19 protein-coding genes are annotated in these 26,677 nt (G+C 38.7%); 6 read left to right on the plus strand and 13 right to left on the minus strand.

The genetic code is table 11. The features are described 5' to 3' along the window. Positions 1 to 70: 70 nt before the first annotated feature. From cmk to gyrA, 4 genes are all read right to left on the minus strand, one after another. The gene (gene cmk / locus AB6T38_RS14170; protein WP_372547924.1) at positions 71 to 760 is read right to left on the minus strand and encodes a (d)CMP kinase; all 690 of its coding nucleotides are present in this window, start codon (positions 758 to 760) and stop codon (positions 71 to 73) included. A 184-nt stretch (positions 761 to 944) separates the two neighbouring features. After that, entirely contained in the window at positions 945 to 2,225 is a 1,281-nt protein-coding gene (aroA, locus tag AB6T38_RS14175; RefSeq protein ID WP_372547925.1) for a 3-phosphoshikimate 1-carboxyvinyltransferase, read from the minus strand. Positions 2,226 to 2,228: 3 nt separating this feature from the next. After that, positions 2,229 to 3,314, minus strand: coding sequence for a 3-phosphoserine/phosphohydroxythreonine transaminase (gene serC, locus AB6T38_RS14180; RefSeq protein WP_372547926.1), 1,086 nt, complete (start codon positions 3,312 to 3,314; stop codon positions 2,229 to 2,231). Between the two features lie 78 nt (positions 3,315 to 3,392). After that, a complete protein-coding gene (gene gyrA, locus AB6T38_RS14185) occupies positions 3,393 to 6,083 on the minus strand; it encodes a DNA topoisomerase (ATP-hydrolyzing) subunit A (protein WP_372547927.1) in 2,691 nt (896 codons plus the stop codon). 262 nt (positions 6,084 to 6,345) lie between these two features. Between gyrA and ubiG the strand changes: the two genes are divergently transcribed. The 5 genes from ubiG (at position 6,346) to yfaE (ending at position 12,040) form a co-directional block, all read left to right on the plus strand. Further along, the gene (gene ubiG / locus AB6T38_RS14190) at positions 6,346 to 7,059 is read left to right on the plus strand and encodes a bifunctional 2-polyprenyl-6-hydroxyphenol methylase/3-demethylubiquinol 3-O-methyltransferase UbiG (protein ID WP_372547928.1); all 714 of its coding nucleotides are present in this window, start codon (positions 6,346 to 6,348) and stop codon (positions 7,057 to 7,059) included. A 2-nt stretch (positions 7,060 to 7,061) separates the two neighbouring features. Further along, the gene (locus tag AB6T38_RS14195; RefSeq protein ID WP_372547929.1) at positions 7,062 to 7,748 is read left to right on the plus strand and encodes an HAD family hydrolase; all 687 of its coding nucleotides are present in this window, start codon (positions 7,062 to 7,064) and stop codon (positions 7,746 to 7,748) included. A 502-nt stretch (positions 7,749 to 8,250) separates the two neighbouring features. Further along, positions 8,251 to 10,572 (plus strand): class 1a ribonucleoside-diphosphate reductase subunit alpha, encoded by a 2,322-nt coding sequence (nrdA, locus tag AB6T38_RS14200; protein ID WP_372547930.1) that lies wholly within the window; start codon positions 8,251 to 8,253, stop codon positions 10,570 to 10,572. Between the two features lie 68 nt (positions 10,573 to 10,640). Beyond that, complete coding sequence (nrdB, locus tag AB6T38_RS14205; protein WP_348490556.1) at positions 10,641 to 11,771, plus strand: class Ia ribonucleoside-diphosphate reductase subunit beta; 1,131 nt, start codon at positions 10,641 to 10,643, stop codon at positions 11,769 to 11,771. Beyond that, positions 11,771 to 12,040, plus strand: a complete 270-nt coding sequence (yfaE, locus tag AB6T38_RS14210; RefSeq protein WP_372547931.1) for a class I ribonucleotide reductase maintenance protein YfaE — start codon at positions 11,771 to 11,773, stop codon at positions 12,038 to 12,040. The genes nrdB and yfaE overlap by 1 nt, the downstream gene beginning before the upstream one ends. 7 nt (positions 12,041 to 12,047) lie before the next feature. Here yfaE and AB6T38_RS14215 read toward each other — a convergent pair whose 3' ends face one another. The 3 genes from AB6T38_RS14215 to AB6T38_RS14225 all read right to left on the minus strand — a co-directional run bounded on the left by AB6T38_RS14215 (position 12,048) and on the right by AB6T38_RS14225 (position 15,205). Further along, complete coding sequence (locus AB6T38_RS14215; RefSeq protein ID WP_372547932.1) at positions 12,048 to 12,581, minus strand: hypothetical protein; 534 nt, start codon at positions 12,579 to 12,581, stop codon at positions 12,048 to 12,050. Between the two features lie 10 nt (positions 12,582 to 12,591). Beyond that, positions 12,592 to 13,536: an AEC family transporter gene (locus tag AB6T38_RS14220; protein ID WP_372547933.1), complete on the minus strand. Its 945-nt coding sequence runs from the start codon at positions 13,534 to 13,536 to the stop codon at positions 12,592 to 12,594. Between the two features lie 766 nt (positions 13,537 to 14,302). After that, positions 14,303 to 15,205, minus strand: a complete 903-nt coding sequence (locus AB6T38_RS14225) for an NAD(P)-dependent oxidoreductase (protein ID WP_372548020.1) — start codon at positions 15,203 to 15,205, stop codon at positions 14,303 to 14,305. Positions 15,206 to 16,699: 1,494 nt separating this feature from the next. On the opposite strand from AB6T38_RS14225, the gene AB6T38_RS14230 reads away from it, so the two are divergent. After that, the gene (locus tag AB6T38_RS14230; protein WP_372547934.1) at positions 16,700 to 21,730 is read left to right on the plus strand and encodes an EAL domain-containing protein; all 5,031 of its coding nucleotides are present in this window, start codon (positions 16,700 to 16,702) and stop codon (positions 21,728 to 21,730) included. A 110-nt stretch (positions 21,731 to 21,840) separates the two neighbouring features. Here the strand turns inward: AB6T38_RS14230 and AB6T38_RS14235 are convergent, their stop codons facing one another. From AB6T38_RS14235 to AB6T38_RS14260, 6 genes are all read right to left on the minus strand, one after another. Then, the gene (locus AB6T38_RS14235; protein ID WP_372547935.1) at positions 21,841 to 22,782 is read right to left on the minus strand and encodes an amidohydrolase family protein; all 942 of its coding nucleotides are present in this window, start codon (positions 22,780 to 22,782) and stop codon (positions 21,841 to 21,843) included. Between the two features lie 214 nt (positions 22,783 to 22,996). After that, positions 22,997 to 23,488, minus strand: coding sequence for a DUF3592 domain-containing protein (locus AB6T38_RS14240; RefSeq protein ID WP_372547936.1), 492 nt, complete (start codon positions 23,486 to 23,488; stop codon positions 22,997 to 22,999). Between the two features lie 232 nt (positions 23,489 to 23,720). Continuing rightward, a complete protein-coding gene (locus AB6T38_RS14245; protein WP_372547937.1) occupies positions 23,721 to 23,972 on the minus strand; it encodes a TIGR03643 family protein in 252 nt (83 codons plus the stop codon). Positions 23,973 to 24,160: 188 nt separating this feature from the next. Further along, positions 24,161 to 24,337, minus strand: coding sequence for an SEC-C metal-binding domain-containing protein (locus AB6T38_RS14250; protein WP_372547938.1), 177 nt, complete (start codon positions 24,335 to 24,337; stop codon positions 24,161 to 24,163). A 377-nt stretch (positions 24,338 to 24,714) separates the two neighbouring features. Then, complete coding sequence (locus AB6T38_RS14255; protein WP_372547939.1) at positions 24,715 to 25,011, minus strand: Bor family protein; 297 nt, start codon at positions 25,009 to 25,011, stop codon at positions 24,715 to 24,717. 219 nt (positions 25,012 to 25,230) lie between these two features. Next, positions 25,231 to 26,541 (minus strand): aminotransferase class V-fold PLP-dependent enzyme, encoded by a 1,311-nt coding sequence (locus AB6T38_RS14260; protein ID WP_372547940.1) that lies wholly within the window; start codon positions 26,539 to 26,541, stop codon positions 25,231 to 25,233. Positions 26,542 to 26,677 lie beyond the last annotated feature (136 nt).

Genomic DNA, 26,677 nt, shown 5'->3' on the forward strand with positions numbered 1-26,677 from the left:
ACGAAAAATCCAGTTAACGTGGGGTTGTTATTCAAAACCAGTTTAATCCTTTACCTGGCGGGTAGAGCAATTAAAGAGCACATTGGACACTAAGTTTTGAACCAACGAATTCTTTAACCTTTTCAAGGACTTGCTCTACATTCATATTGGTAGAATCAAGTACTAAAGCGTCATCAGCAGGTACTAAAGGAGCCACACTTCGGTTAGCATCTCTATCGTCTCTGGCCTTGATGTCGGTCAAAAGGCGCGCAATATTAACATCATGCCCCTTATCTTTCAACTGATTGTATCGTCTCTGTGCCCTTTCTTCAGCGCTGGCAGTAAGGAAAATCTTGGCTTCGGCATTGGGAAATACTACGGTTCCCATATCGCGACCATCGGCTACTAATCCAGGTTCTTCACGAAAAGCCCGTTGACGTCTTAATAATGCTTCACGAATTCGTGGCAAAGATGCTATTTGTGAAGCAATACTGCCGACTTCTTCGGTACGAATTTCGTAAGTTACATCCTCGCCTTCAAGGATAATTTTACTACCACTATCTGAGGTCGTAAAATTAACATCTAAACTACTAGCTAACGGTAATAGTGCATCTTCATCATCGGTTTCTATTTGATGGTGAATAGCTGCTATGGCTAAAACCCGATAAATAGCACCACTATCCAAAAAATTCCAACCCAAAGATTTTGCCAATAATGCACTCAATGTTCCCTTTCCTGCACCGCTAGGACCATCGATGGTGATGACGGGTGATACTTGCATGTGCTCTCCTGAGCTGTATTAAAAAATCGGGCGGAATTATACTCGTTAACGAAACTTAAGCAATGCAAGCTATCTATTTAGCACTTAAAGGGTTGATTTAAAAAGTAATTTTAAAGATATATTTACTTATAGGCGTAAAAAAGAGACGGTATTAACCGTCTCTAATGAGTAGAACGAATAAATTTTAGCTGCTTATGCTAGCAAATCGCTCAAAATAGTCGGGAAAGGTTTTCGCGGTGCAAGCAGGGTCATTAATTACCACGGCAGTATCACTTAGCGCCACCAACGAAAAGCACATGGCGACACGGTGATCATTGTAGGTATCAATTTCCGCTTCTTGCAATTTTGCAGGCGCTGTAACTTCAATAAAGTCATGACCTTCATTTACTGTTGCGCCTAGTTTACGCAACTCAGTGGCCATAGCTGCTAAACGGTCGGTTTCTTTAACACGCCAATTATAAATATTAGTCATTTTGGTTGTCCCAGAGGCAAACAATGCTGTAGTTGCAATTGTCATAGCCGCATCTGGAATATGATTCATATCCATATCAATGGCGGTCAATGGTGCTCCTGTGACTTCGATATAATCATCACCCCAAGTCACTTTTGCGCCCATTGCTGATAATACGTCAGCGAACTTAATATCACCTTGAATACTTTTCGCACCCACACCAGTGACTTTTACTGTGCCACCTTTAATCGCACCGGCGGCTAAAAAATACGATGCGGATGACGCATCCCCTTCAACTAAGAAAGTGCCCGGCGACTGATAAGTTTGCTTGCCGGTTATTTTAAAACTTTGATACTCATTGTTTTCGACGGTAACACCAAACTTGGCCATAGTATCTAAGGTGATATCAATATAAGGTTTAGATACCAACTCACCGATAATTTCGATTTCACTATCATCAGAAAATAACGGGGCAGCCATCAGTACAGCAGTTAAAAACTGACTTGAAACACTACCATCGACTTGGATTTTTCCACCTGATAGCGCTTTGCCTTTAATATTCAAAGGCGGATAACCATCGTTCTTCAAATAGCTGATTTCCGCACCAGCTTGCGCTAAGGCATCGACCAACGCACCGATAGGACGCTCTTCCATACGAGGCTCGCCAGTTAATACGTATTCACCATTTGATGCAGCCAATGCCGCACATAAAGGGCGCATGGCCGTGCCTGCATTGCCTAAAAACATCTCTATTTTGTCGTTGGTATTGAAGACACCATTATTACCTTTGACGACGCACTGGGTTTTATCTTCGCTAAGTTCATAGGAAACCCCTAACAAGCTCAACGCATCCAACATATGCCGAATATCATCACTATCAAGCAAGTTGGTCAGAGTAGTTTCGCCTTGCGCTAAAGCAGCCAAAAGCAGTGCTCGATTAGATAAACTCTTTGAACCTGGTACATTTACCGTACCTTGTACTTTAGAAATGGGTTCAAGTCTTAGTTGTTGCATCTTTTATCCATTCCTTTTAGCAAAATCATTCATAAACTCGATTAAAGCTTTCACCCCTTCGATGGGCATTGCGTTATAAATGCTGGCACGCATACCACCGACAATTCGGTGACCTTTTAACGCTTTTAAACCAGCCGCTTCAGATTCTTGTAAAAACAAAGCATCTAACTTTGTGTCTGCTAAATGAAATGGCACATTCATACGAGAACGGTTTTGAACCGCCACACTATTGGAATAAAAATCGTTGTTATCAATAGCCTGATAGAGTAAATCAGACTTTTCTTTGTTACGTTTTTCAATCTCAGCAACACCGCCTAAATCAAGCAACCACTCAAACACCAAACCTGCTAAATACCAAGCAAATGTTGGCGGTGTGTTATACATAGAGTCATGTTTGGCAATCAGGCTGTAATTCAGAATAGAAGGCGTTTCGATTCGAGCTTTGTCTAACATGCTGTTATGCACAATGACCACTGACAATCCTGACGGACCAATGTTCTTTTGTGCACCGCCGTAAATAACTGCGTAGTTATTAACATCGATTTGTTTAGACAAAATATTAGATGACATATCGGCAACAATAGGCACACCTTGGGTATCAGGTACCTCGTTTATTTCAATGCCTTCTACGGTTTCGTTTGGACAATAGTGAAAATATGCAGCTTTCTCATTTAAATTCCACTGACTTTGCGGTTGAACTTGAGTAATGCCGTCAACCACATCGATGCCACCAACCACATCTGCGGTTAAGTAGTTATTTGCTTCATTCACCGCACCTTTAGACCAAGATCCGGTGACTAGGTGATCGGCATGATCGCCGGCAGCAGAAAGGTTCAATGGCACAGCAGAGAACTGCCCTCTTCCACCACCGTGAGTAAACAATACTTGATAATCATCGGGAACCGCTAAAAGCTTTCGCAAATTATGAGTAGCACGCTCAGTAACCTCGATATAAGCTTTACTGCGGTGGCTCATTTCCATCACCGAGCACCCTTGACCTTGCCAATTGATAAACTCTTGTTGTGCTTTCAACATAACATCAGTCGGTAACATCGCCGGACCTGCACTGAAATTATAAGTAACTGCCATAATTTGATTTTCTCCCGAAAAAAAACGAGCGGAATAAGCCACTCGTTTTAAGTATGATTAAAAACTAGCGTTTAAGATTTATTCAGTAGGGTCAGAGTCAACTTGTCCAGCATCATCATCTGCCACTTCCGCTTGTTCAGCTTCCACAACATCTTCGCCTTCTAATAGCTCTAAATCTTCTGTTTCAATCTCTTCAATTTTTTGTAATCCCACCACATGTTCGTCTGTACCTGTGCGGATCAATCTTACACCTTGGGTATTTCGACCCACAGTGGAAACTTCATCTACTCGTGTTCTAACCAAGGTACCTTGGTCACTGATCAACATAATTTCTTGACCTTCGAACACTTGTACTGCACCCACTACTGCACCATTACGCTCCGATACTTTAATTGATACAACACCTTGAGTAGCACGACTCTTAGCTGGGTAATCGGCAATAGGTGTACGTTTACCGAAACCATTTTCCGTTGCAGTTAAGATAGCACCGTCACCTTTAGGTACGATAAGTGAAACCACTTTTTGACCTTCTTGTAAACGAATCCCTCGAACGCCAGTAGCCGTTCTGCCCATAGGACGTAACGCTAATAGCTCTTCACCCGTCTCTTGGTCGCGTTTTACTTCACCCGTTTCTGAGTCACGTTGTTTTTCATTAAAGCGAACGACCTTACCGGCATCTGAGAACAACATAATATCGCTTTCGCCATCGGTAATATCTACACCTATCAATTCGTCGCCTTCGTTTAAGTTCACGGCGATAATACCGTTTGAACGAGGACGTGAGTATTGAGATAGAGCAGTCTTTTTAACCGTACCGTTTGCAGTCGCCATCAATACAAATTTATCGTCTTCAAATTCTTGAATAGGTAAAATTGCGGTGATTCTTTCACCTTCTTCAAGGGGAAGAATATTCACGATTGGACGTCCACGTGCATTTCGGCTGGCAAAAGGTAATTGATACACTTTCAACCAATATAAGCGGCCTCGTGTAGAGAAACACAAAATGTGATCATGGGTATTGGCGACCAATAACTTTTCAATGAAGTCTTCATTCTTCATTTTGGTTGCTGATTTACCTTTACCACCACGTCGTTGCGCTTCGTAGTCAGAAAGTTTCTGATACTTCACATAACCTTCACGAGATAATGTTACAACGACATCTTCACGTTCAATTAAATCTTCCATGTCGATGTCGTGTGTTGCCGCTGTAATTTCTGTACGTCTTACATCGCCATATTCATCGCGAATTAATTCAAGTTCTTCTCTAATCACTTCCATCAAACGTTCAGAGCTTGACAAGATAAGTAACAATTCAGCAATAACGTCTAACAGCTCTTTGTACTCAGCTAAGATTTTATCGTGTTCTAAACCGGTTAGTTTATGCAAACGTAAATCTAGAATCGCTTGTGCTTGCTGTTCAGTTAAGAAATATTCGCCTTCAGAGATACCGTATTGTGGTTCAAGCCAATCTGGACGAGCCGCATCATCACCAGCACGAGCTAGCATTTCAGCAACATCACCCAATGCCCAGCCACGAGCCACTAATGAGGCCTTAGCATCACTAGGGCTTTGCGATGCTTTGATCAACTCGATAATTTCATCGATATTAACCAAAGCAATAGCTAAACCTTCAAGGATATGAGCACGGTCACGGGCTTTTTTCAGTTCATAAACAGTACGACGGGTAACCACTTCTCGGCGATGCAGCACAAAGGCTTCTAAAATATCTTTTAGATTAAATACGCGAGGTTGATTATTGTCGAGGGCAACCATGTTGATACCAAACACAGTTTGCAATTGTGTTTGAGCATACAAGTGGTTTAATAGTACTTCTGCTGACTCGTTGCGTTTTACTTCAACAACAATACGCATACCGTCTTTATCAGACTCATCACGTAACGCAGAAACACCTTCAATTTTCTTTTCTTTTACCAGTTCAGCAATCTTTTCAATCAATCTTGCTTTGTTAACTTGGTAAGGGATCTCGTGAACAATAATGGTTTCTTTACCACTATCTTCAGTTTCGATTTCAGCACGAGCACGCATGTAGATTTTGCCACGCCCAGTGCGGTAAGCATCATCAATACCCTTGCGTCCACTAATTAATGCAGCTGTTGGGAAATCTGGACCTGGAATATGCTGCATAATTTCTTCGATAGTCATATCGGGATTATCGATTAACGCGATACAACCGTTTACAACTTCGGTTAAATTATGCGGGGGAATATTGGTTGCCATACCTACGGCAATCCCTGATGAACCATTCACTAACAAATTAGGAACACGCGTAGGTAATACATCTGGAATATGTTCTGTGCCGTCATAGTTAGGCACAAAATCAACCGTTTCTTTTTCTAGATCAGCTAGAAGTTCATGGGCAATTTTAGCCATGCGAACTTCGGTATAACGCATTGCCGCTGCGGAGTCACCATCAACAGAACCAAAGTTACCTTGGCCGTCAACGAGCATATATCGCAAAGAAAATGGCTGCGCCATACGAACGATAGTGTCGTACACTGCGGTATCACCGTGGGGGTGATATTTACCAATTACGTCACCTACAACACGAGCAGATTTTTTGTATGGTTTGTTATAATCGTTTTTCAACTCATTCATGGCGAACAATACACGACGGTGAACGGGTTTTAATCCGTCACGAACATCAGGTAGTGCACGTCCAACAATGACACTCATTGCATAATCGAGGTAAGAGTTTTTAAGTTCTTCCTCTATATTAATGGGGAGAATTTCGTTGGCATTGTCTGTCATATACAGCCTTGTCCCTAAATTATTTTCTGAATCTACTGATTAAACTGGTCAAGTCAGTTTTAAAAGTTCGACTTCACTTATAGTTATAGTGGGTTCTAAATCGACTGTGGATTCTACCACTGAGAAAACAAAATAAATAGCCGTGATTCGCTTATATAGTGTGCAATCAAACAATTTTTTAGCATATCTTCGGGTATAAAGGTCTGGTTATCTAAATTAATGACTGCTTATAATAGTAAATAGCGAAAATAAGGAGCAAACAATGACCAATCAAAACGTAGACGCAGCAGAAATAAACAAATTTGCAGCTTTAGCGTCTAGGTGGTGGGATTTGGAAGGTGAATTTAAACCCTTACACGAAATTAACCCCCTTCGAGGAGACTATATTCAGCAGCGCACCGAGGGTGTGTTTGATAAAAACATCATTGATGTTGGATGTGGTGGCGGTATCTTATCTGAATACTTAGCCAAACAAGGTGGTCATGTCACAGGTATTGATATGGCTTCAGAATCACTGGAGGTAGCACGTCTTCATGGTTTGGAATCTGGTGTTAAAGTTAACTATCAACAAATTACCGCAGAACAAATGGCCGCTCAGCACGCCAATCAATTTGATATTGTCACCTGCTTAGAAATGTTAGAACACGTTCCAGATCCTGCTTCTATAGTGCAAGCTTGCGCGGCATTGGTAAAACCTGGTGGCCATGTATTTTTCTCAACACTCAATAGAAATTTGAAATCTTACTTAATGGCCATAGTTGGGGCTGAGAAGATTTTAAATTTGGTGCCCAAAGGTACCCATGAATATGAAAAATTTATACAACCTGCTGAATTGTTATCATGGGTAGACAATACAGATTTGATTCCCCAGCATATGACAGGGTTACATTTGAATCCGTTATCTAAACAGTATTATTTGTCGGATCAAAATGTGGATGTTAACTACATAGTTCATTGCCAGAAAAGTGAAGGATAAATATGAGCTCAACTCCCCCATTATTTAATAACAAATTTGCCGGTGTGTTGTTTGATTTGGACGGCACTTTATTGGATACAGCTGCGGATTTAGGGAATGCATTAAATCACGTACTAACCCATTATAAGCGACCACTTTGTCAATACGATGAATATCGGTGTGTTGCTTCAGATGGCGCTTTAGGGTTATTAAAATTGGGGTTCGCAGATGACTACGACAGTTTATCCGAGCAAGAATTACTCAGTTGCAGACAAATGCTACTTGACCACTATGAACAAAATGTCTGTGTCGATACAACCTGCTTTGACGGAGTGGAAGATACCTTAAGCCATCTAAATCAACATTCGATTCCATGGGGCATTGTGACTAACAAACCCGGCTTTTTAACGACTCAGTTACTTACCCACTTTCCCATTATGGAAAACTGTGGGGTAATTATTAGTGGCGATACTTACATTAAACGTAAACCTCACCCGATGCCATTATTAGAAGCGGCAAGAATACTTGCGCTGCCACCTGAAAATACTTTGTATGTAGGAGATGCAAAGCGAGATATCGAAGCGGCGCAAAACGCAAACATGGTAAGTGTTGCCGCCCTTTATGGTTACATCAAAGATGCTGAGGAGGTTAGCCATTGGAAGGCAGACTATTCCATCAATGATTTTGCTCAGTTGTGTCATATTAACTGATACAACAATTCATCAAATTTATACTTCAATGCTTTGTCATAAATAGAGGGTAGGAAGCATAAAGAATACCAGATATAGTGATTGTGAACATTTTTAACACTATATATCGTGATATTATAAAAATTGATTTAAACCTACAAAAATAATTTAACTTTAAAATTTAATAAAAAATAAGCTTGCAATCAGCTTAACTCGTTCAACAATACCCCTTCTAAGTTAGTCAACACTAACCTACCATTTGGTTCAGTTTTATTGGTGATAAAACCACCAGATATTGGGTTGCAAACGGAAGCAAACACCTCTATCTTGTGCTGGTCACACTTTTTCTAACTACTCAAAAAACAATAACAAGTAAACGCTGTTGAAAGCGATTAATTTACTCGCATAAGTGTGGACAGAAAACTACATCATTAATTTAAAAAGTTAATAAAAAATATAATGTGTTCGTTAAATTTATTTCTCAGAACATTCGGCGCTAATTATTTATACGGCTATCAAATACATGAATAACTCTCTAAATGTCACGAAACGCGATGGTGAACGTGAAGTCTTAAACTTGGACAAAATTCACAAAGTCATAACTTGGGCTGCGAAGGGATTAAAAAACGTCTCTGTTTCTCAAGTTGAAATCAAAGCTCATATTCAGTTTTATGATGGGATTAAAACCGAAGATATTCACGAGACATTAATCAAATCAGCTGCTGATTTAATTTCAACAGACACTCCAGACTATCAATATTTAGCTGCTCGTCTAGCCGTTTTCCACTTGCGTAAAAAAGCCTACGGTCAATTCGAACCGCCGGCGTTAGTTACTCATGTTAAAAACATGGTTGCCAAAGGAAAATACGACGAACACATTTTAGAAGACTATTCAGAACAAGAACTTAATGAACTAGATCAATATATGGATCATTGGCGTGACATGAATTTTAGTTATGCCGCAGTGAAACAATTGGAAGGCAAATACTTAGTTCAAAACCGTGTAACCGGTGAAATCTATGAAAGCGCTCAGTTTTTATATATTTTGGTTGCCGCTTGTTTGTTTGCGAATTATCCCAAAGATACGCGTTTAGATTATGTAAAACGTTTTTATGATGCCGCTTCGCTATTCAAAATTTCGTTGCCAACACCCATTATGTCAGGAGTAAGAACCCCTACCCGTCAATTTAGCTCTTGTGTATTAATTGAAGCTGGGGACAGTTTAGATTCGATTAACGCTACCGCTAGTGCCATCGTTAAATACGTAAGCCAACGAGCTGGTATCGGTGTGAATGCGGGCCGTATTCGTGCACTAGGGAGTGAAATTCGAGGTGGTGAAGCCTATCACACAGGCTGTATCCCGTTTTACAAATACTTTCAAACCGCAGTGAAAAGTTGTTCGCAAGGTGGCGTTCGTGGTGGCGCTGCAACGTTATTTTACCCAGCGTGGCATTTAGAAGTTGAGTCTTTATTAGTACTCAAAAATAACCGTGGTGTTGAAGAAAACCGAGTTCGTCACCTCGACTATGGTGTGCAGTTTAATAAACTCATGTACACAAGAATGATCAAGGATCAGCACATTACCCTATTCAGTCCTTCAGACGTACCTGGACTTTATGATGCCTTCTTTGCTGATCAAGATGAATTTGAAGCCTTGTATGTGAAGTACGAACAAGACGACTCTATTCGTAAGAAGAAAATAAAAGCCGTTGAGCTATTTAGCTTATTTATGCAAGAACGCGCAAGTACTGGTCGCATTTATCTACAAAATGTAGATCACTGTAATACCCACAGCCCGTTCGATCCTAAAGTAGCGCCAGTTAGACAAAGTAATTTATGTCTAGAAATCGCGCTACCTACTAAGCCTTTGCAGCACATTAACGATGAAAACGGCGAAATAGCCCTTTGTACATTGTCAGCGTTCAACCTAGGTGCAATTGAAAGTCTTGACGAATTTGAAGAAATGGCTGACTTAGCAGTACGCGCTTTGGACAGCTTGTTAGATTATCAAGATTACCCTGTTCCAGCAGCATATCGCGCTTCAATCGATAGAAGAACGCTAGGAATAGGCGTTATTAACTTCGCTTACTATTTAGCTAAAAACGGTAAAAAATATTCAGATGGCAGTGGTAACGCACTAATTCATAGAACTTTTGAAGCCATGCAATATTATCTTCTCAAAGCATCAAATAACTTGGCAAAAGAGAAAGGTGCTTGTCCTAAGTTTAATGAAACCACTTATTCTCAAGGTATATTGCCCATTGATACCTATAAAAAGGATTTGGATAAAGTATGTAATGAACCCCTTCATTACGACTGGGAAACCTTGCGTAAAGAGATTGTTGAACACGGACTGCGTAACAGTACCCTATCAGCCTTGATGCCTTCTGAAACATCATCGCAGATATCTAATGCTACAAACGGTATTGAACCACCGCGTGGACACATAAGCGTTAAATCATCTAAAGATGGTGTTTTGAAACAAGTAGTACCTGAATACGAGCGATTGAAAGAGCAATACGAATTGTTATGGGATATCAACTCTAACGATGGTTACTTGCAATTATGCGCCATCATGCAAAAATTTATCGATCAAACAATTTCTGCCAACACCAGTTACGATCCTGGTAAATATGAAGGTGGAAAAGTGCCTATGAAGTTGTTGTTAAAAGACTTACTGACCACCTATAAACTAGGTATCAAAACTTTGTATTATCACAACACTCGAGATGGCGCATCGGATACATCTCAACTTGAGTTAAAGAAAGAAACCACTACCCCATTGGCGCAAGAAGTTGTCATTGAAGAAGATGACGATTGTGCCGGTGGTGCATGTAAGATATAGACAAAAACCAAGTTTGGTGGCGCATTATGCGCCGCCTAGTGTTAAACCTCACAGAGTACTGACGGTAAATGAAATACACCACTTTTAATCAAAAACCAACGAATCCTCTACTGGAACCAATGTTTTTCGGTAATCCAGTGAATGTTGCTCGCTATGATCAACAAAAACACAGTATTTTTGAAAAGCTAATTGAAAAACAAATTAGTTTTTTCTGGCGTCCAGAAGAAGTTGACGTCAGTAAAGATCGCGTTGATTTTCAATCTTTAAGTGATTCTGAAAAGCATATTTTTATTTCTAATTTGAAATATCAGACATTGCTAGATTCAGTGCAAGGAAGAAGTCCTAATATCGCTTTCTTGCCGATAATTTCCTTACCTGAATTAGAGACTTGGACTGAAACCTGGTCATTTTTTGAAACAATACATTCTCGCTCATATACTCACATTCTGCGCAATTTATTCACTGATCCCAGTGCAATTTTTGATGACATTGTTGTGAACGAACAAATTAAACAGCGTGCAGGTGATATTTCAAAATACTACGACGACTTGATCTTTTATACACAACTTTGGCAAACCCAAGGTGAAGGCGTTCATACAGTCGACGGTATTGCACATACCGTGAACATGCGAGAATTAAAGAAAAAACTGTATCTTTGCATGAACTCAGTGAATGCATTGGAAGCGATTCGTTTTTACGTATCTTTTGCTTGTACCTTTGCGTTTGCAGAACGTGAATTAATGGAAGGAAATTCTAAGATAATTCGCTTGATTGCTCGTGATGAAAACCTTCATTTAACCTCCACTCAACACATTATCAACCTTTGGCAAAAAGGAAAAGACGATCCTGAGATGGCAGAGATTGCTGAAGAGTTAAAAGACGAAGCAAAAGCCATCTTTATGCAAGCAGTTGAGCAAGAAAAACAATGGGCTGGTTATTTGTTTGCACAAGGTTCAATGATTGGCTTAAATGAAGAAATACTCTGTCAATATGTTGAGTACATTGCCAACCACCGTATGTCTGCCATTGGCATGGGGCAACCTTTTGATATCACCAGTAATCCTCTCCCATGGATGAACAATTACTTAAACTCAGACAACGTTCAGGTTGCACCGCAAGAATCTGAAATAAGTTCTTATTTAGTGGGTCAAATTGACTCAGAAGTAAATGCGGGTGACTTTGACGACTTCGATCTTTAATGACTCAAAAGAAACAATTTGTGATCACCATCCAAGGTGATCACAAACCTATTAATACCAATACTTCAGACACTATTTTAGAGAGCTTAGAGCAACAAAATGTAGAAGTGCATTATCATTGCCGCGAGGGTTTCTGCGGAGCATGCAGAAGTAAACTTATATGTGGTGAGGTAGATTACACGACTGACCCCCTAGCCTATATAGATGATGATGAATTCCTGCCTTGCTGCTGTATCGCCCTTGGCGATATCGAAATTAAATTAGTCTAGCAATAAGTTACTGACCGAACACACATTCGCCCGCATACCCTGAACGTATTTTGTGCAAAAGTCTAAATTCACTGCCATCAAATTGATAATAATAGGTGAATGCCCAATCTGGAGTTTCATCACCAAAGTCATTAAGCCTGGGGTTAACAATTAATAATGAACTATCAGCTTGATGACAAAGCCCCAGCCCTGAAGTAACAGTGTCAATAATCTTGCCGGTTTCCACGTTAATCACAAGATTATGTTGACATCCAGTACCGCATCCTGAGCCCAAAATATAAAACTTGCCGGCAAAATTGGCTGACTCTCCAATAACAGTTGCCATCATGCCATGCCAACTTTGTTCAACATAAACACCATCAGTATGACTATCAAAATCCACTTCTTTTAGGGTCATTGGGGAAATCTCAGAAACCTTAAACTGTTCAAAGCTTGGCATGTCTTCAGCATAGATACTAACGCTAAAAGCCACACTCAAGCACAGAATAAGTTGCCTAAAACACGTCAGGTTAATTCGAAAATATTTATCAGTGTGAAACATGTTTTTGTACCTAAATCATGCCAAATACTTTGAGTAAAAAGATCCCTAATGTTGTAGTCACTAGGGACAAAACACTGGTGACAGCGATAATAGCCGCAGCTAGGAAATGATTGCCGTGCATAGCCTGCACCATGGGATAACTGGCGGCAGCAGTGGGTGATGCACACATTAGATATAAAACACCTAACTGCTCACCTCTAAAGCCTAGTAAAACCCCACCTAACGTAATTGCAACGGGTACTAAGATCAATTTCATCGCGGAAGTCCAATAAAGCACACTGGAAGAATGAAACTCTTTAACCCGAATTGAAGCACCTGCACATAATAGGGCTAAGGGTAAGGTCATCCCCGCAAAATACTCACCAGTATGTAAGGCTATTTTAGGTATAGGTATATTTAACAATGACACAACAACACCAGCCACAATAGAGATAATCAAAGGGTTCTTAATAATCGTAATTAACATTCCCCCTAGGCGATTACTGCCCCTTTGTTGCAAATGCCGAGACAAGGTCACTACGGATAAAATATTAAATAATATGGTTAATACGGCTAAGTAAATGGAAGCAATACCTAAAGCCTTTTCTCCATAGGCACTTACCACGAAGGCAAGGCTAATAATACCCATATTACTTCTGAAAGCGCCTTGCACAAATACGCCTTTGTCTGCCTTATCATCAATCAATTTGGTTGCAAAAACATCCAACAACATAAATATCAATAAGGTTGCAAAAAACGCATAGATTACCAATGTAGTAGGCAGACCATGAGTAAAATCAGTAGTGGATAGTTTAGTAAAAAGCAGACAGGGTAACGTCACTTTAAAGACTAAAGCGGATCCCATTCGGGCAAAGTCATCATTTAGCCAACCAATTCGTTTAAACAAAAACCCTAGACCAATAATAAAAAATATAGGCGTGGTAATTTGCAATGAAAAATTTAGATCTGAGAGCAAAATCGCTCCTTATGATGATTTAAAAAATAAAGTTAATTATATATTTAGTGTGCTTGTCTTAAACATCTACTCTAAATAGGAATGACTTACTCGTCCCTGCTCATTTATTTCAATGACACAACGATAAGCCCCCAAAGTGAGCTTGCTATCCATTACAATCAAGGAATTTGAATCATTTTCAGTGACAGAGAAATTAGCTAAATGAAGTGTATTGAGCTGCCTTAAAACACTTTCTTGGGTTACTCCTTCACTAAAATTTCCGCATAAATATACCACTTCTTTACGTGCTTCATTGCAGTAAAAGGCGAATAACATCCCGCAAATGAATATTAAGCGAGTAACAACAAACTTTAGTGTAATGAAACGACGAATTGAATTAGCAGAAATAATCTCGACTCCTTACTTAGCCAATGCTTACGCATCATTAAGCCATGCTTTTTAGTTGATGAGTATTGATTCAGTTCGATTCTAGTCTAACTTAAGGCATTGTTGCTTAGTCTACTTTTAACAACCAATTACTACAATAAACGAATCTCTTAATTCGGTCTATAATTTTGATTTTGAAGAATTTTATTACGAAGTTATAGGCACAAAAAATCCGATAAATCTTAATGAAAAATACAAGACATTGGACACCAGCTTATATTCAATTCAAATCGAAATTATCGGATTGAAGGCTAAAATTGTTTTTAAACATTAGATAGCCATATTATTTTTGTTTTCAGTTAACTAACCACTACCTAAAGTAGCTATCAAATGATGCAGTTTACTTTTCTAATTTAAGAAAGTAATCGAAAATTTCAGGAACGTTACCGTGCCCCATACCTTCGTCAAAAGCTGCTTGAAGGTTATGTGAAGTCCCTTCTGCAATCTCGGCACGAGTACCAAGATCTTCAACCATTTTAAGGAAATAACCCAAATCTTTATTTGCATTAGCAATAGAGAAACCTAAGTCACTTACACCATCAACTGCATAGTTTTTACAGAATTGCATAAACGGTGAATTAGATGGACCGGTTGACATAATATCGAACAATTGTTGACGATCAACACCAGCACGGTCAGCTACCGCAAAAGCTTGTGACATAGTACAAACTGTTGTCATACCCATAAAGTTGTTAATTAATTTAGTAGTATGACCTGCACCTAATGCGCCAAGATAAAAGATGTTTTCGCCTTGTTGGTCGAGCACTGGTTTAACTTTGTCAAACGTCGCTTTATCTCCAGAAGCCATAATATTAAGCAAACCGTCTTTTGCGTGATCTGGTGTACGACCTAGAGGTGCGTCAATCATGCCTGCGCCTTTTTTGGCTAAATCAGCGCCGATCTTACGAGTGGATGCTGGAATTGAAGTACCAAAATCAATTAAAACAGCACCTTCTTTAATACCAGCAAGGATACCGTTATCACCGTAAACAACTTTCTCAACAATATCAGAAGTAGTAAGAGCAAGCATAATGATATCACTAGCAGCTGCTAATTCAGCAGCAGATGATGCGGCTTTACCACCACGAGCAACAACTGCATCAACGGCGTCTTTATTTAAATCCATTACGATTGGCTCGTAGCCTTTTTTCTGCAAGTTTTCTACCATATTGCCGCCCATCAGACCGAGGCCGATGAAACCGATTACTGGTTTTGTCATTTCTAACTCCTGGAGTTTTGATATGTAAAGTTGAGTATAAAGAATATACACCTGTTAAATTTTAAAACCTGATGAACAGCGCACAAAGTTGCCATTCTTTAATGACGTAATTGGTGATCAAAAATAGAATTTAATCAAAAAGATGTTTGCTCACCTAACAATTACGAAATAATAATCTCGTAAAATACAGGCTTGCCTTTTGCAAAAATATCTAGCCTTATTAAAGCCAACTTTGATACATCGCTGTTAACACCAATCAGCAAATTTAAAAAATCACAAACGCAATGCCATTACCAAATCATCATACCATTGTAGATTAAGTAAAACCACATGCCATTACCAAATTAAGAATAATGACAACCAATTGGTAATAATAAATACTTGTTAACAGAGTTTTAAATTATTAGCGCAAGTATTAATTAGTTTAACGGCCCAAATCATTGCTTAGTCAAAACGGTTTAACTATATGCCTAATTTTTAATAATCTTCAAAGCCTAGTCTAATTTAGAATATTCGTGACTGTTTTTTTAATGACAATGATTAACAATCAAAAGAGCATCGCCTTACTTCCACTTCAATTGTTGCTTAGCTACAGACGATTTATTGATTAAGTGCTTTGTTAAAAGCTTCTATAAAGGTTGGATAATCTTCATAGTGTTGCATATGCTTTAGCCCTTCCAACTCATATAAAACCGAACCTTTTATAAATCTTTGCGCTGTTTTGCCTAGTTTAGTGTAATCACCTAAAGTTCGTGTTACCCCGGGGTTTTAACCAAATTCAACCTGCCTCCCTATTATCGCGAATGCCAATAATTAAAAAGCTTTTATTTTTAATTTCCGAGAACTTAGCCACCCCATTTTCCGAAAAAAATCGGTCCGTAAGTTAATACGTTATTCCTGATCAAATTGTCCAAACCCAATTTGATCAGGAATAATAACTCTATAACCTTGCTTAACGATATCCTGTGCAACCCTTTCTCTTTAGTCTTCAGCAAAGTTTTTACCATGCAATAAAACAACTACCTTGTCTGAAGCTCAATCTCCTATATCGTATAACGCATTTTCAAACTTTGATTTTACGAATTGAAATTGAACGTATCGACTGAAAAAGGATTTCACATTTTAATTTCCTTGTTTTATGGTTTGAAGAGTTATACAAGAACACGCGCTGCGTATTTAGTTATCTTATTCGCTAATTTGTTTTCATGAGCCTTAGAAAAAGTGCATTAACCTTTAGTTAGAGAAAAATTAATACAATTTCAGCTAATTTTACTTCCAATTGGTATTACAATGATTATTATATTGATCAGAATATATACTTGAGGATCGAATAGTACTTTCGTGGCTCAAGTTTAATAATGCTTATTGAATAAACTATTTCCACAAATCTGATTAACGCAACGCACGTTCTAATTTTGTTGTAAGGTGAACTAAATTCCCTTAACTTAGCTCTTTAAGGACACAATGCTTAGATTTTCATTTTACTCAGACAAGAGTAAATAAACGAGTTGATAATACATGAAGTATAAAGAAACTATTCTCTATGTAGAGAGTAATGATGACACCCGTGCGCTTTACGCAGAATTCCTAAGAGGAATATTCACTACCGTTCTTGAAGCTTCAAATGGACGAGAAGGTATTTCAAAATACCTTACACACAGACCAGACGTTATCATAACGGAAATTCAGATGCCGCAAATGAACGGGCCTGAACTCATTCATAAAATACGCAAAACAGAAGAAAGTATTCCCATCATTGTGTTCAGTGAACATATTGAAGAAGATTTTATTTTAGATACGATTAAAGAGCAGATTAACGGCTTTATAAGCAAACCCGCAGACACCAAAAAATTAAAGCGTGTAATCGATAGTGTTCTATTAGGTGACAAAGAAGAAGTTAATGACAGCACTAAAAATACGGGCGAAAGCTTCGCGCTAAATAATGAAATTGAAGAAGAGTATGGGCTTTTTACCAACAGTATTATGGTGGTAGGAATTGGTTCAAGTGCTGGCGGATTAGAAGCCTTAACCACACTTATTAAAGGACTTCCGCTTAACAATAATACAGCTTACATCATTGCTCAGCACTTAAGTCCTAAACACAATACGATGCTAGTTGAGTTGCTTTCTCGAGAATGTAGCTTGATAGTTAAAGAAGCCGAACATAATGAAGTTTTAGAAAGCGACACTCTGTATATCACCCCGCCCAGTAAAAATGTAGAAATTAATGATAGTAATCAAATTATTCTTTCGGCACCGGAAAAGCATTCATTTCTGCCAAAACCCTCTGTTAACCAGCTGTTTATATCCATTGCAAAACACAAACGAGAAAAGTCTGTAGGTATCATTTTATCCGGAACAGGCTCAGATGGATGTCAAGGAATGCGAGCCATCAACGCCGAAGGTGGTATTACTATTGTGCAAGAGCCTAGCACAGCTAAATACGACGGTATGCCAATGGCCGCAATCAATGGTTCTGTGGTCGACATATTAATAGAGGCAGAAAAAATTGGTGAAGAATTAGTCGCTTTAGCTAATTTCCCTAGAAACAAAGTATTAAAGAAACACCAAGTTACACCGGCGAACGATCATATTTCAGTTATTTTTGCTTTGCTTTATAAACACAAACATGTGGATTTTTCTGTATATAAAAAAGCCACAATTGGTCGTCGTATTGAGCGTCGAATGGTGGCTTTGAAAGTCACGAACCTAAGTGAATATGTAGAGCTGATAAAAAAGGATGAAAACGAAGTTGAATTGCTTTACAAAGATATACTAATTGGAGTTACTAGCTTTTTCAGGAACAGAGACGCTTACGACTCACTCGAAAACTTACTAGACAAATATTTAGACGAAATTCCCGATGCTAAAGAGCTCAGAATTTGGATGCCCGGCTCATCCACAGGTGAAGAAGCATATTCCGTTGCAATTATCGTAAATGAACTGTTGAACGATCGACAAAACTCTCTTGATTTGAAAATTTTTGCCACAGATATTGACGAAGATGCATTAAAGATTGCCCGTCAAGGTGTTTACAGTCAAGCTTCCATGACTGAAGTCTCGGATGCTCATATTAAAGACTACTTCCACATAACCAATAATGAATTTGAGGTTAAGAAAAGCTTAAGACAATCTATTGTATTCTCGTACCATAATTTGCTCTCAGATCCCCCTTTCAAAGATTTAGATCTAATAGTTTGTCGAAACCTACTTATATATTTCAATATTGATGCGCAAAAATGGATCATGCCTGCTTTCCATTATGCACTCAAAACTAATGCATTGCTTTTCTTAGGAAAATCGGAAAACGCCACTTATTTTGAGCACTTATTTGCGCCTGTCGATAAGCTCAATAAAATATTCAAAACAGTAGCTAATTCGAAAAAAAATCATCAGTCAATAAGCGTTGGCCCGCCTAAATACGTCAAGGTATCACAACAAGAACAATCTAAAATTCCTGAAGGAACTCCGCTCCAAGAGACGATTGTTACTGAAGCTGCAAAACTTTTAATGCCAAATATCATAGTGACAAACGAACAGCTTGATGTGATATATAAAAAAGGTAATCTTGACTTTGTTTCAGTACCAGAAGGATACGTTTCTTATAATCTATATAAGATTATCGATTCTCGGTTAGCAATTGACTTAAGAAAATTAGTCAGCGATGCCAAAAAAGTATCTAAAATTAGTGCCAGTAACTATATCCCACTACCTCAAAAAGATGGAAAGTCGCGCCTTATAAAAGTGCACATAGTGCCTGTATTAAACGGCCGGAACCAAATGTATATCTTTTATTTCCAAAGTATCTCCGTCAATGATCTCCCTATGATCAACAGCGAGGTTGATGAGAAAACCGTATCCTCTACCCATGAGTTAGAATTCGAATTACAACGTATTAAAGAACATATGCAAACTCTGGTTGAAGAACTTGAGACCTCGAATGAAGAGTTACAGTCGACAAACGAAGAATTGCAAAGCGCCAATGAAGAGTTACAAGCGACCAATGAAGAAATGGAAACCAGTAACGAAGAGCTTCAATCAACTAATGAAGAGCTTCAAACGGCCTATGCAGAACTCAAAGAGATGTTCAATGAAAACTCTTTAATCAAAGAAAAATTTGTATCCCTTAATCGCCGCTATGAATCTGTTCTAGAAAACATACATGACGGCGTCATCATTACCAATTTACAAGGCATGATCCTAAAGACCAATCACGCCATGCAAAAATTTACTGGTTTAAGTAAAGAGCAGCTATTAGCTAAAAGCCTTTTAAATATATATCCTATAGATGATACTGGTTATTTTTTAAGTCGACAGAAACAACTCATAGAAAAAGGCACCTTTGGCCCTTACATTATCGAATTAAACTCAGCAAACAATGGCAATACAATTCTTGAAATTGAAGATTATCTGAGTCGAGACGAATCAGGTAATACTCAAGTTTGGTCTTTTGCGTCTGATATTTCAAAAGAAAAACATGCCTTAGCAGAGTTATCTCTGAGCCAAAAGAAATATAAAGCAACCTTTGAAAATGCCAATATCGGAATTGGCCACGTCTCCTTAGATGGTTCATGGGTTTCGGCAAACAATGTATTAGCGACTATGTTGGGTTATAGCCACGAAGAATTGTTAAAACTATCTTTCCAAGACATAACCTTACAAGACGATCTGAAAGAGGACTTAGATCTTGCTCAACAACTTATAAACGGTGAGCGAGACTCATACAAACTAGAAAAACGTTATTATAAAAAGAATGGCAAGATTTTTTGGGCAAACCTTTCCGTTGCCATCGTAAGAGACAATGGTGTTCCTTTATATTTCATTTCAGTTGTAGAAGATATTAATGAAAAGAAACGTGCTTCTTTAGAGAATGTACAAGCCAGAATGGTATTTAACTCTACCCAAGAGAGCATTGTAATAACCGACAAAGAAACGCGAGTTATTAACGTGAACCCTGCATTTGAAAATCTAACGGGTTACTCTTTAGATAAAATAAAAGGTCAAAAAATCAGCATATTAAAATCTGATAAACACAGCTCAGAGTTTTTCAGTGAAATGGAACGCTCATATAAACAAAGTGGTTTTTGGTCTGGTGAGGTCTTAAATAAATCGAAAAGTGGTGATATTTTTCCTGTCTTTTTGAATATAAGTGCAGTCAAAGATGAAAACGGCAATATCATTCAGTACATTGGTGTACTAACCGATATTTCGTTGATCAAACAATCTCAGAATAAAATTCAATACCTCGCTAACCACGACTCTTTGACCGGTTTACCCAACCGAACGTTATTAGCAGACCGTTTAGAACACGCTTTACAAGAATCTCGCCGAACTAAAAATCAACTTGCAATCTTATTTGTCGATTTAGACCGATTTAAAATTGTGAATGACGGACTAGGACATAACATTGGCGATGCGGTTTTAATCGAGGTTGCAAAACGGTTTACCGATATCTTACGTTCTGTAGATACCGTTGCTAGAGTGGGTGGCGATGAATTTATTGTTATTGTTCAAGATTTAGAGTCAGCCTTAAATGCATCAAAGATTGCCACTAACTTAATTCAAGCAGTTAAACGAGAAATCGTTGTCAAGGAACATAAAATTAATATCGGAGCCAGTATTGGTATCAGTATCTATCCAAATGATGGCCATTCGGCAGATGACTTGATAAGACAAGCAGACATAGCCATGTATGACGCCAAAGAAAATGGCAAAAATATGTACCGTTATATCTCCCAAGAACTTTCTTCATTTGCTTTTGAAAAAGCCTCAATGGAAAGCTTGATTCGTGAAGGGTTAAATAAAGATGAATTTGAAGTTTATTACCAACCTATTATCGATTTACAAACCATGAAGGTGTCTCATTTAGAGGCGTTAACTCGTTGGAATCATCCTAAACTTGGATTGGTTATGCCCAATAAGTTTATTCCTCTAGCAGAGGAATCTGATTTAATTACGGAAATCACTAAGTATGTGGTTTACAAAGTAATGAAAACCATCAGCGAATTAAATCGTAAGAACAATTACCACTATAAAATTGCTATAAACTTTTCATTAAAAGATTTAGAAAGTGATGCATTATTTTATTCATTCAAGAAATACCTACAGCAATTTAAAATCAAAGGAAATGCCATTTCTTTGGAAATTACCGAACGTAAAGTGATCTTATCGAATGAGAAGAATCACAAACATCTAGATCGTTATAAAAAGTTAGATGTATCTTTTTCCATGGATGACTTTGGTACCGGCTATTCAAATTTGGGTTACTTAATCAACAAGCCTTTCGATATGCTAAAAATTGACCGCTCTTTTATATCTCAGATTGGCACAGTTAATAAATCCGAAGAGGTAGTTAAAGCCACCATATCCATTGCCAAAGCCCTAGGGTTAAAAACCATAGCTGAAGGTGTGGAAACAAAAGAGCAATTCGAATTTATCTCCAATCATCATTGTGATTTTGTGCAGGGCTTTTTGTTTCAGACGCCAGAACCCATTGATAAACTAATGAACTATCTCAAGAATGACGATAAAAAAGAAATTAAGAACTAGCTAAGCATAAAATAGCCCTATTCACCTCCAAGGATGGAATAAATTTGGTCTGTTAACTCAAAAATGCAGCCTGCCATAGCTTCTAAATACTTTAGCAGCTATCACATAGCTTACCCCTGCTTGCCTAATCTCAACCATTTAGCAGCATTATCGTGGAGGATTCCACGTTTTTGCTTATCGGTTAAAAACGGCGCTGACTCGATCATCGCAATACTACCAGCAATAGCTCCCCAGAAATCGGAGCCAAACACAATTCGGTCCTCATGACCTGCCTCTATAAAAGCATTTAAGGCTGCGTAAACAATTGGTTTGGGAACTGACATCATAGGCGACGTTTCCACCATCACATTTGGGTATTTATCTAATAAGACAATGGCCTGTTGAACAAAGTCGGGCATAAATGCATGGTACAACACCAACCTTAGCTGTGGATGCCGGGCAAGAATCGGTTCATATAGTGCGGGTCTGGCAAAATCTCCATTGAATGCTTCACAACATCCAGCGACTCGACGCTCAGGTGGTGGACCTACATCGGCATGGACCAAAACCATGAGGTCGTATTGTGCAGCTAGCTCGAAATATGGCCTCATTCTAGGATCATCTGGCGCTACCCCTGCGTAAACATTGTAGAGCTCTCCAATTGCTCCTATTCGGCCTGCCTCAACCTCTGTACGCAACCAATCCACATCCGGCCAATTCCCTCCCTTCTCAAAACACGGAAAAAGATTTGGATCTAGTCCTTTAGAACATGGAAATGCGACGCTACCGATTAGCCGAGATGGATCTGCGCTTCGAATACGTTCGACGTCTGATGGAGGACCACCAATGACACCTTTGACGATAGAGTGCGCCTTAAATGTCTCCAATAAATAACGTGTCTGAGCCCCATCAGTGGTTTCGTCTTTGCCAACAGAATACCATTTTGAGCTAGTTCCACTCGGCCCTGCGTGTAAGTGCAGGTCGATAACCGGAGACGGTGCGGCGTGGATAGGAGAAATGTATACGATCAGTAACAGACTGACAAAAAAATAAATAGCTCTTAAGGCAAACATGTAAAATCCTCCTGCAGATAATAGTCTCTTCGTTCATTATCTAAACTTTAAACAAAATGATTCTGTTGTTCGGTTTGCTCGGCTTAATAATCAACATAGATTCTTAACCTTGAAAGGACCAAACAATAACTGAGGGATTGTTTAAACATAGCAAAGTGCTTAATGTAAGCAAGCTTGGCTAAGGAAAACATCAGCTTTTTTAATATCCTGAGTTCTAGTAATACTCAATTATATATAAAAGAAGAGGTACAACCGCACAGGCCAAAGTGACAGCCAAACCGAATAATCCAGGTTTGACTAAATAGCTTTTCTGGGGAGCCTTAGGATTATAAAAAACATTGACGCTGCCATCTTCATTTGTCTGGATTTTGTCTAACTGTTTATTGAGGATCATTTTCGCATTATGAGATGCAGTAATGATCCAAGGTGATACCCGAGTACCACGGTAAGGCTTATTAGCAACCTGGTATTGGTACAATGAATCAACTTTGTACTCTTGCTCTGAAACAATAGGAAGATGACTCCCCCACTTGTTTACAGACGCAGTTTTTAGAACTCCTCTAGCACTTGGCCATTGCCTCACAAAAACCTGCCAAACAAACGAATACAAGCACACGATCAATAGATAGGTAACAACGTAAAACAAAATCCCTTGCTTGTCGCCGCCAACAGCTAGCTGCCACATGTCACTAAAATACCCAATCATACGCTTAGAGGCCCTTTGATTTAGTATGCTAAATCAATACTTTAACTTAATATTGAGTAAAAAAGATAAAAAATAATACTAAAAATTGCATTTATTTATCCTTTAGGTTCAAAACCTTAGACAGCTTTGCAACAGTAATTTTGGGCAATAAATTGATATGTAGATTAGTCGTATAAAAAAACGGAAAGTGTTAAATAAGTCAACCTATTCAGTGTAACCCTTGTGTACGCCTTTAGCGCTGTTTGTACTGAGTAGGACAATACCCACGAGTAATACTCTTGCTGCGTAATTTCATATGTTTAGTTGTTCGCCCAGAAACCCGTTTGCGCCATAACTTAAAACAACTTGGTTTTAACCGACTTCGCATGAACCGAATCACTTGGGGCTCAGTTAAACCAAATTGCATTTCAATTGCTTCAAATAATGTTCGGTCTTCCCAAGCCATTTCAATAATTCTTGATTCACTTTCTTCACTAAACAACATCTACTTGCCACCTCAATTTACAATGACACCTTGTACGGATTTGCTGGATGTTTAGTTCAAATAGTGAATCTTTTGTTGGGCTAACGAATATCAGCAACTAGATCACAATTCCCCTTGGACAGGTTGATCGTTTTTGCGTTAAACAAAGCAAAATAAATCAAAAGTATTTACACAAACTAAAAGCAGTCTTAAGCATTTTTCCCGCAACATTTTTTAAATTTCTTTTCGCTACCACAAATACAAGGATCATTGCGCCCAACTTTAGGGTGCTCACGCTTAATTGTTCCTTGAGCAGGCGGGCAACAACTTGTATTGCTACAGCAGCTATCTTCTACTTTTTGATTTTCATTACTTGGGCTATTCATAGGTGTTAGTTTTCCTTTTGTCGAATTAATTTTGGTTTTTCATGATGACTAAAGCTTCTCCAGCCTAGCATCAACAAAAAGTTTATGGGTTTCTTGTTTAAGTGCATATTTAACAGCGGATGCATTGCAAAGGCTTTCATTTGTTGCACCCTCCAAATTTGCGAAGCCTCCATTTAATACGAAGCAACACAACAAGAAAAAGGCAACTTTAAGAGCAATTTTAAGAGCAATTTTAAGATTGGTTTATTTTACACTATTTGGTTTTTTAGTTTAAAGCTTAATTCAGACTATTCAGCTTTTACAATGGGTAGGGCTATTTAGCGTATTCATGAAAACGGACGCACCTTAAATGCGTCCATGTTACTTTATGTGTCTATTTAGCTAGCTTTACAATAGACTTTGGCATCCCGAGGTGTGTAGATACCATAGGTGATAAAGCCAAGGAAACCATTTAGAAAAGAATATTGAGTTTCTACCTTAATAACATTTTCTGCACCGCCACAAACTTCGGCAGCGTTGGTTATTTTTTCTTGTCCAATTCCACTAATAAAAAAGTGGTCTGACTTTTTATATGTAGGAACCTCTCCCCCTTCACCATTGATAGTGAACGTTTGAGTAGCACATCCTGCCAAAAGTGTCGTCGTTAGAAACAGTCCCAAAACCTTTAAATGCAAATTCCATCCTTTAGTATATTAATTAAAAATCCGTCGTGAGAAAAACATCACAACGGGTAAATATAATACCCTTACAAAACAATTCTGCAACAAAATAATGATGATCATTGATGTACTTAGTGCTTAGTACTCGCTGTCCGTATGATTTTGCTAGGTTTTAACAAGCCGTAGATAGTATCAACGGCACTGCCCCTGCAGTTTCGTCCCTGCCGCTTATTATCAACTCATAACACTAATTTCAGCCAAGGCTGTTTCAATTTCCTGCTCATTATTAATTAATGAAGGAGCAAATCGAGCGTAACTCGTTCTATAAGGAGTACTACTCATAATTATGCCTTTATCGTGCATTCTTTTTACCACACTTTCAGGATCGACTCCTTGTACGTCAAAACAGACTAACCCCGATGAAAGTTCGCTACTATCGGGAGTATATAAGGTCACATTAGGCATTTTGGCTAGGCCATGTTTGGTTTGCTGATTCAATTGATGGATGCGGTTTTGAACATTTTTTTTGCCTAACTGAAGATGTAACTTAAAAGCTTCAGGAAGCGCCCAACGATGCTCAAAAGAATGGAAACCGCCCGGTGACATATGTTCACCTACCGGAACTTGTTCTTGCTGCATTAATCCCATCCAAACGGTGTATGAATCACTAAAACTTGGAATGACAGCTTCACTTTGTTCCCACGCTTTGTCGTTTCCCCAAATGACGCCGGTTCCTCTTGGACCAAAAATCCATTTATGAGTACCTGCAATGAAAAAATCACAGCCCAGTTCACTCACATCCTGATTTTCAATCCCAAATCCATGCACCCCGTCAACACAAAACAAGATTTGTTGAGTAGACTTACGGGTTTTATTAATTCGCTTAATTGCGTCTGCCATTGCTCGTATTGGGAGTTTAACCCCAGTTGACGAATGTACCCATGTGGCGGCAAAAACTCGCGTATCGCGGTTTATTCCTTCTTCTAAACGAGCGACGACTTCCTTGATACTCACTTTCGCGGGGTCATCATAAAGCGAAATACGCTGGATTTTCACTCCGCTTCGGTTCGCCCGATGAGCCAATGACATATCCGTAGAGTAATGATCATGAACTGTTTGCAGAATTTCATCACCAGCTTGCAACTTTAATCCGCTATAAACCATGGCTAGCCCCATAGTTGTGCTGTCGGTTAAAGCAATATTCTCACTTTTACCTCCCATATATTGGGCGGCACTTTTTGAAATTTCACTATCAATGGTTAAATAGTTATCATGCCAATAATCTGAAGGGTTCTCATCAAATGCACGCCGATGTTTTTCGATGGCATCCGCTACGGGTTTTGGATGAGATGCCAACAAAAAAGTCGATAACTGTATATAATCGTGTGTCAGTGGAAACAATTTTCGTAATGCTTTCCAATCACCAGCACGAACGGTTGTCCCCTCCATACTCTTGTCTGCAGATTGTGCTATTACTGAACCGGGGGCTAATAAACTTGCTCCGATCCCAAAACCTAAACTATTCAAAAATTCCCGTCGCTGCATCTCTCTGTCCTTTTATTTAAATAATATTTTCGACCATGAGTTTAGATAAACGAAAGCAACAAGTTGGGTTAACTGCAATGACAACTAATATCGTTGATAAACCATTTATTAGGGTCATTAAGTATAGACCATTTTC

It is taken from the genome of Aliiglaciecola sp. SL4 (assembly GCF_041538045.1).
Taxonomy (GTDB): Bacteria; Pseudomonadota; Gammaproteobacteria; order Enterobacterales; family Alteromonadaceae; genus Aliiglaciecola.

Excerpts from the sequence above, each read along its gene's own strand:
- cmk (WP_372547924.1), bottom strand. The coding sequence starts at position 760 with ATGCAAGTATCACCCGTCATCACCATCGATGGTCCTAGCGGTGCAGGA.
- aroA (WP_372547925.1), bottom strand. The coding sequence starts at position 2,225 with ATGCAACAACTAAGACTTGAACCCATTTCTAAAGTACAAGGTACGGTA.
- serC (WP_372547926.1), bottom strand. The coding sequence starts at position 3,314 with ATGGCAGTTACTTATAATTTCAGTGCAGGTCCGGCGATGTTACCGACT.
- gyrA (WP_372547927.1), bottom strand. The coding sequence starts at position 6,083 with ATGACAGACAATGCCAACGAAATTCTCCCCATTAATATAGAGGAAGAA.
- ubiG (WP_372547928.1), top strand. The coding sequence starts at position 6,346 with ATGACCAATCAAAACGTAGACGCAGCAGAAATAAACAAATTTGCAGCT.
- AB6T38_RS14195 (WP_372547929.1), top strand. The coding sequence starts at position 7,062 with ATGAGCTCAACTCCCCCATTATTTAATAACAAATTTGCCGGTGTGTTG.
- nrdA (WP_372547930.1), top strand. The coding sequence starts at position 8,251 with ATGAATAACTCTCTAAATGTCACGAAACGCGATGGTGAACGTGAAGTC.
- nrdB (WP_348490556.1), top strand. The coding sequence starts at position 10,641 with ATGAAATACACCACTTTTAATCAAAAACCAACGAATCCTCTACTGGAA.
- yfaE (WP_372547931.1), top strand. The coding sequence starts at position 11,771 with ATGACTCAAAAGAAACAATTTGTGATCACCATCCAAGGTGATCACAAA.
- AB6T38_RS14215 (WP_372547932.1), bottom strand. The coding sequence starts at position 12,581 with ATGTTTCACACTGATAAATATTTTCGAATTAACCTGACGTGTTTTAGG.
- AB6T38_RS14230 (WP_372547934.1), top strand. The coding sequence starts at position 16,700 with ATGAAGTATAAAGAAACTATTCTCTATGTAGAGAGTAATGATGACACC.
- AB6T38_RS14235 (WP_372547935.1), bottom strand. The coding sequence starts at position 22,782 with ATGTTTGCCTTAAGAGCTATTTATTTTTTTGTCAGTCTGTTACTGATC.
- AB6T38_RS14240 (WP_372547936.1), bottom strand. The coding sequence starts at position 23,488 with ATGATTGGGTATTTTAGTGACATGTGGCAGCTAGCTGTTGGCGGCGAC.
- AB6T38_RS14245 (WP_372547937.1), bottom strand. The coding sequence starts at position 23,972 with ATGTTGTTTAGTGAAGAAAGTGAATCAAGAATTATTGAAATGGCTTGG.
- AB6T38_RS14250 (WP_372547938.1), bottom strand. The coding sequence starts at position 24,337 with ATGAATAGCCCAAGTAATGAAAATCAAAAAGTAGAAGATAGCTGCTGT.
- AB6T38_RS14260 (WP_372547940.1), bottom strand. The coding sequence starts at position 26,541 with ATGCAGCGACGGGAATTTTTGAATAGTTTAGGTTTTGGGATCGGAGCA.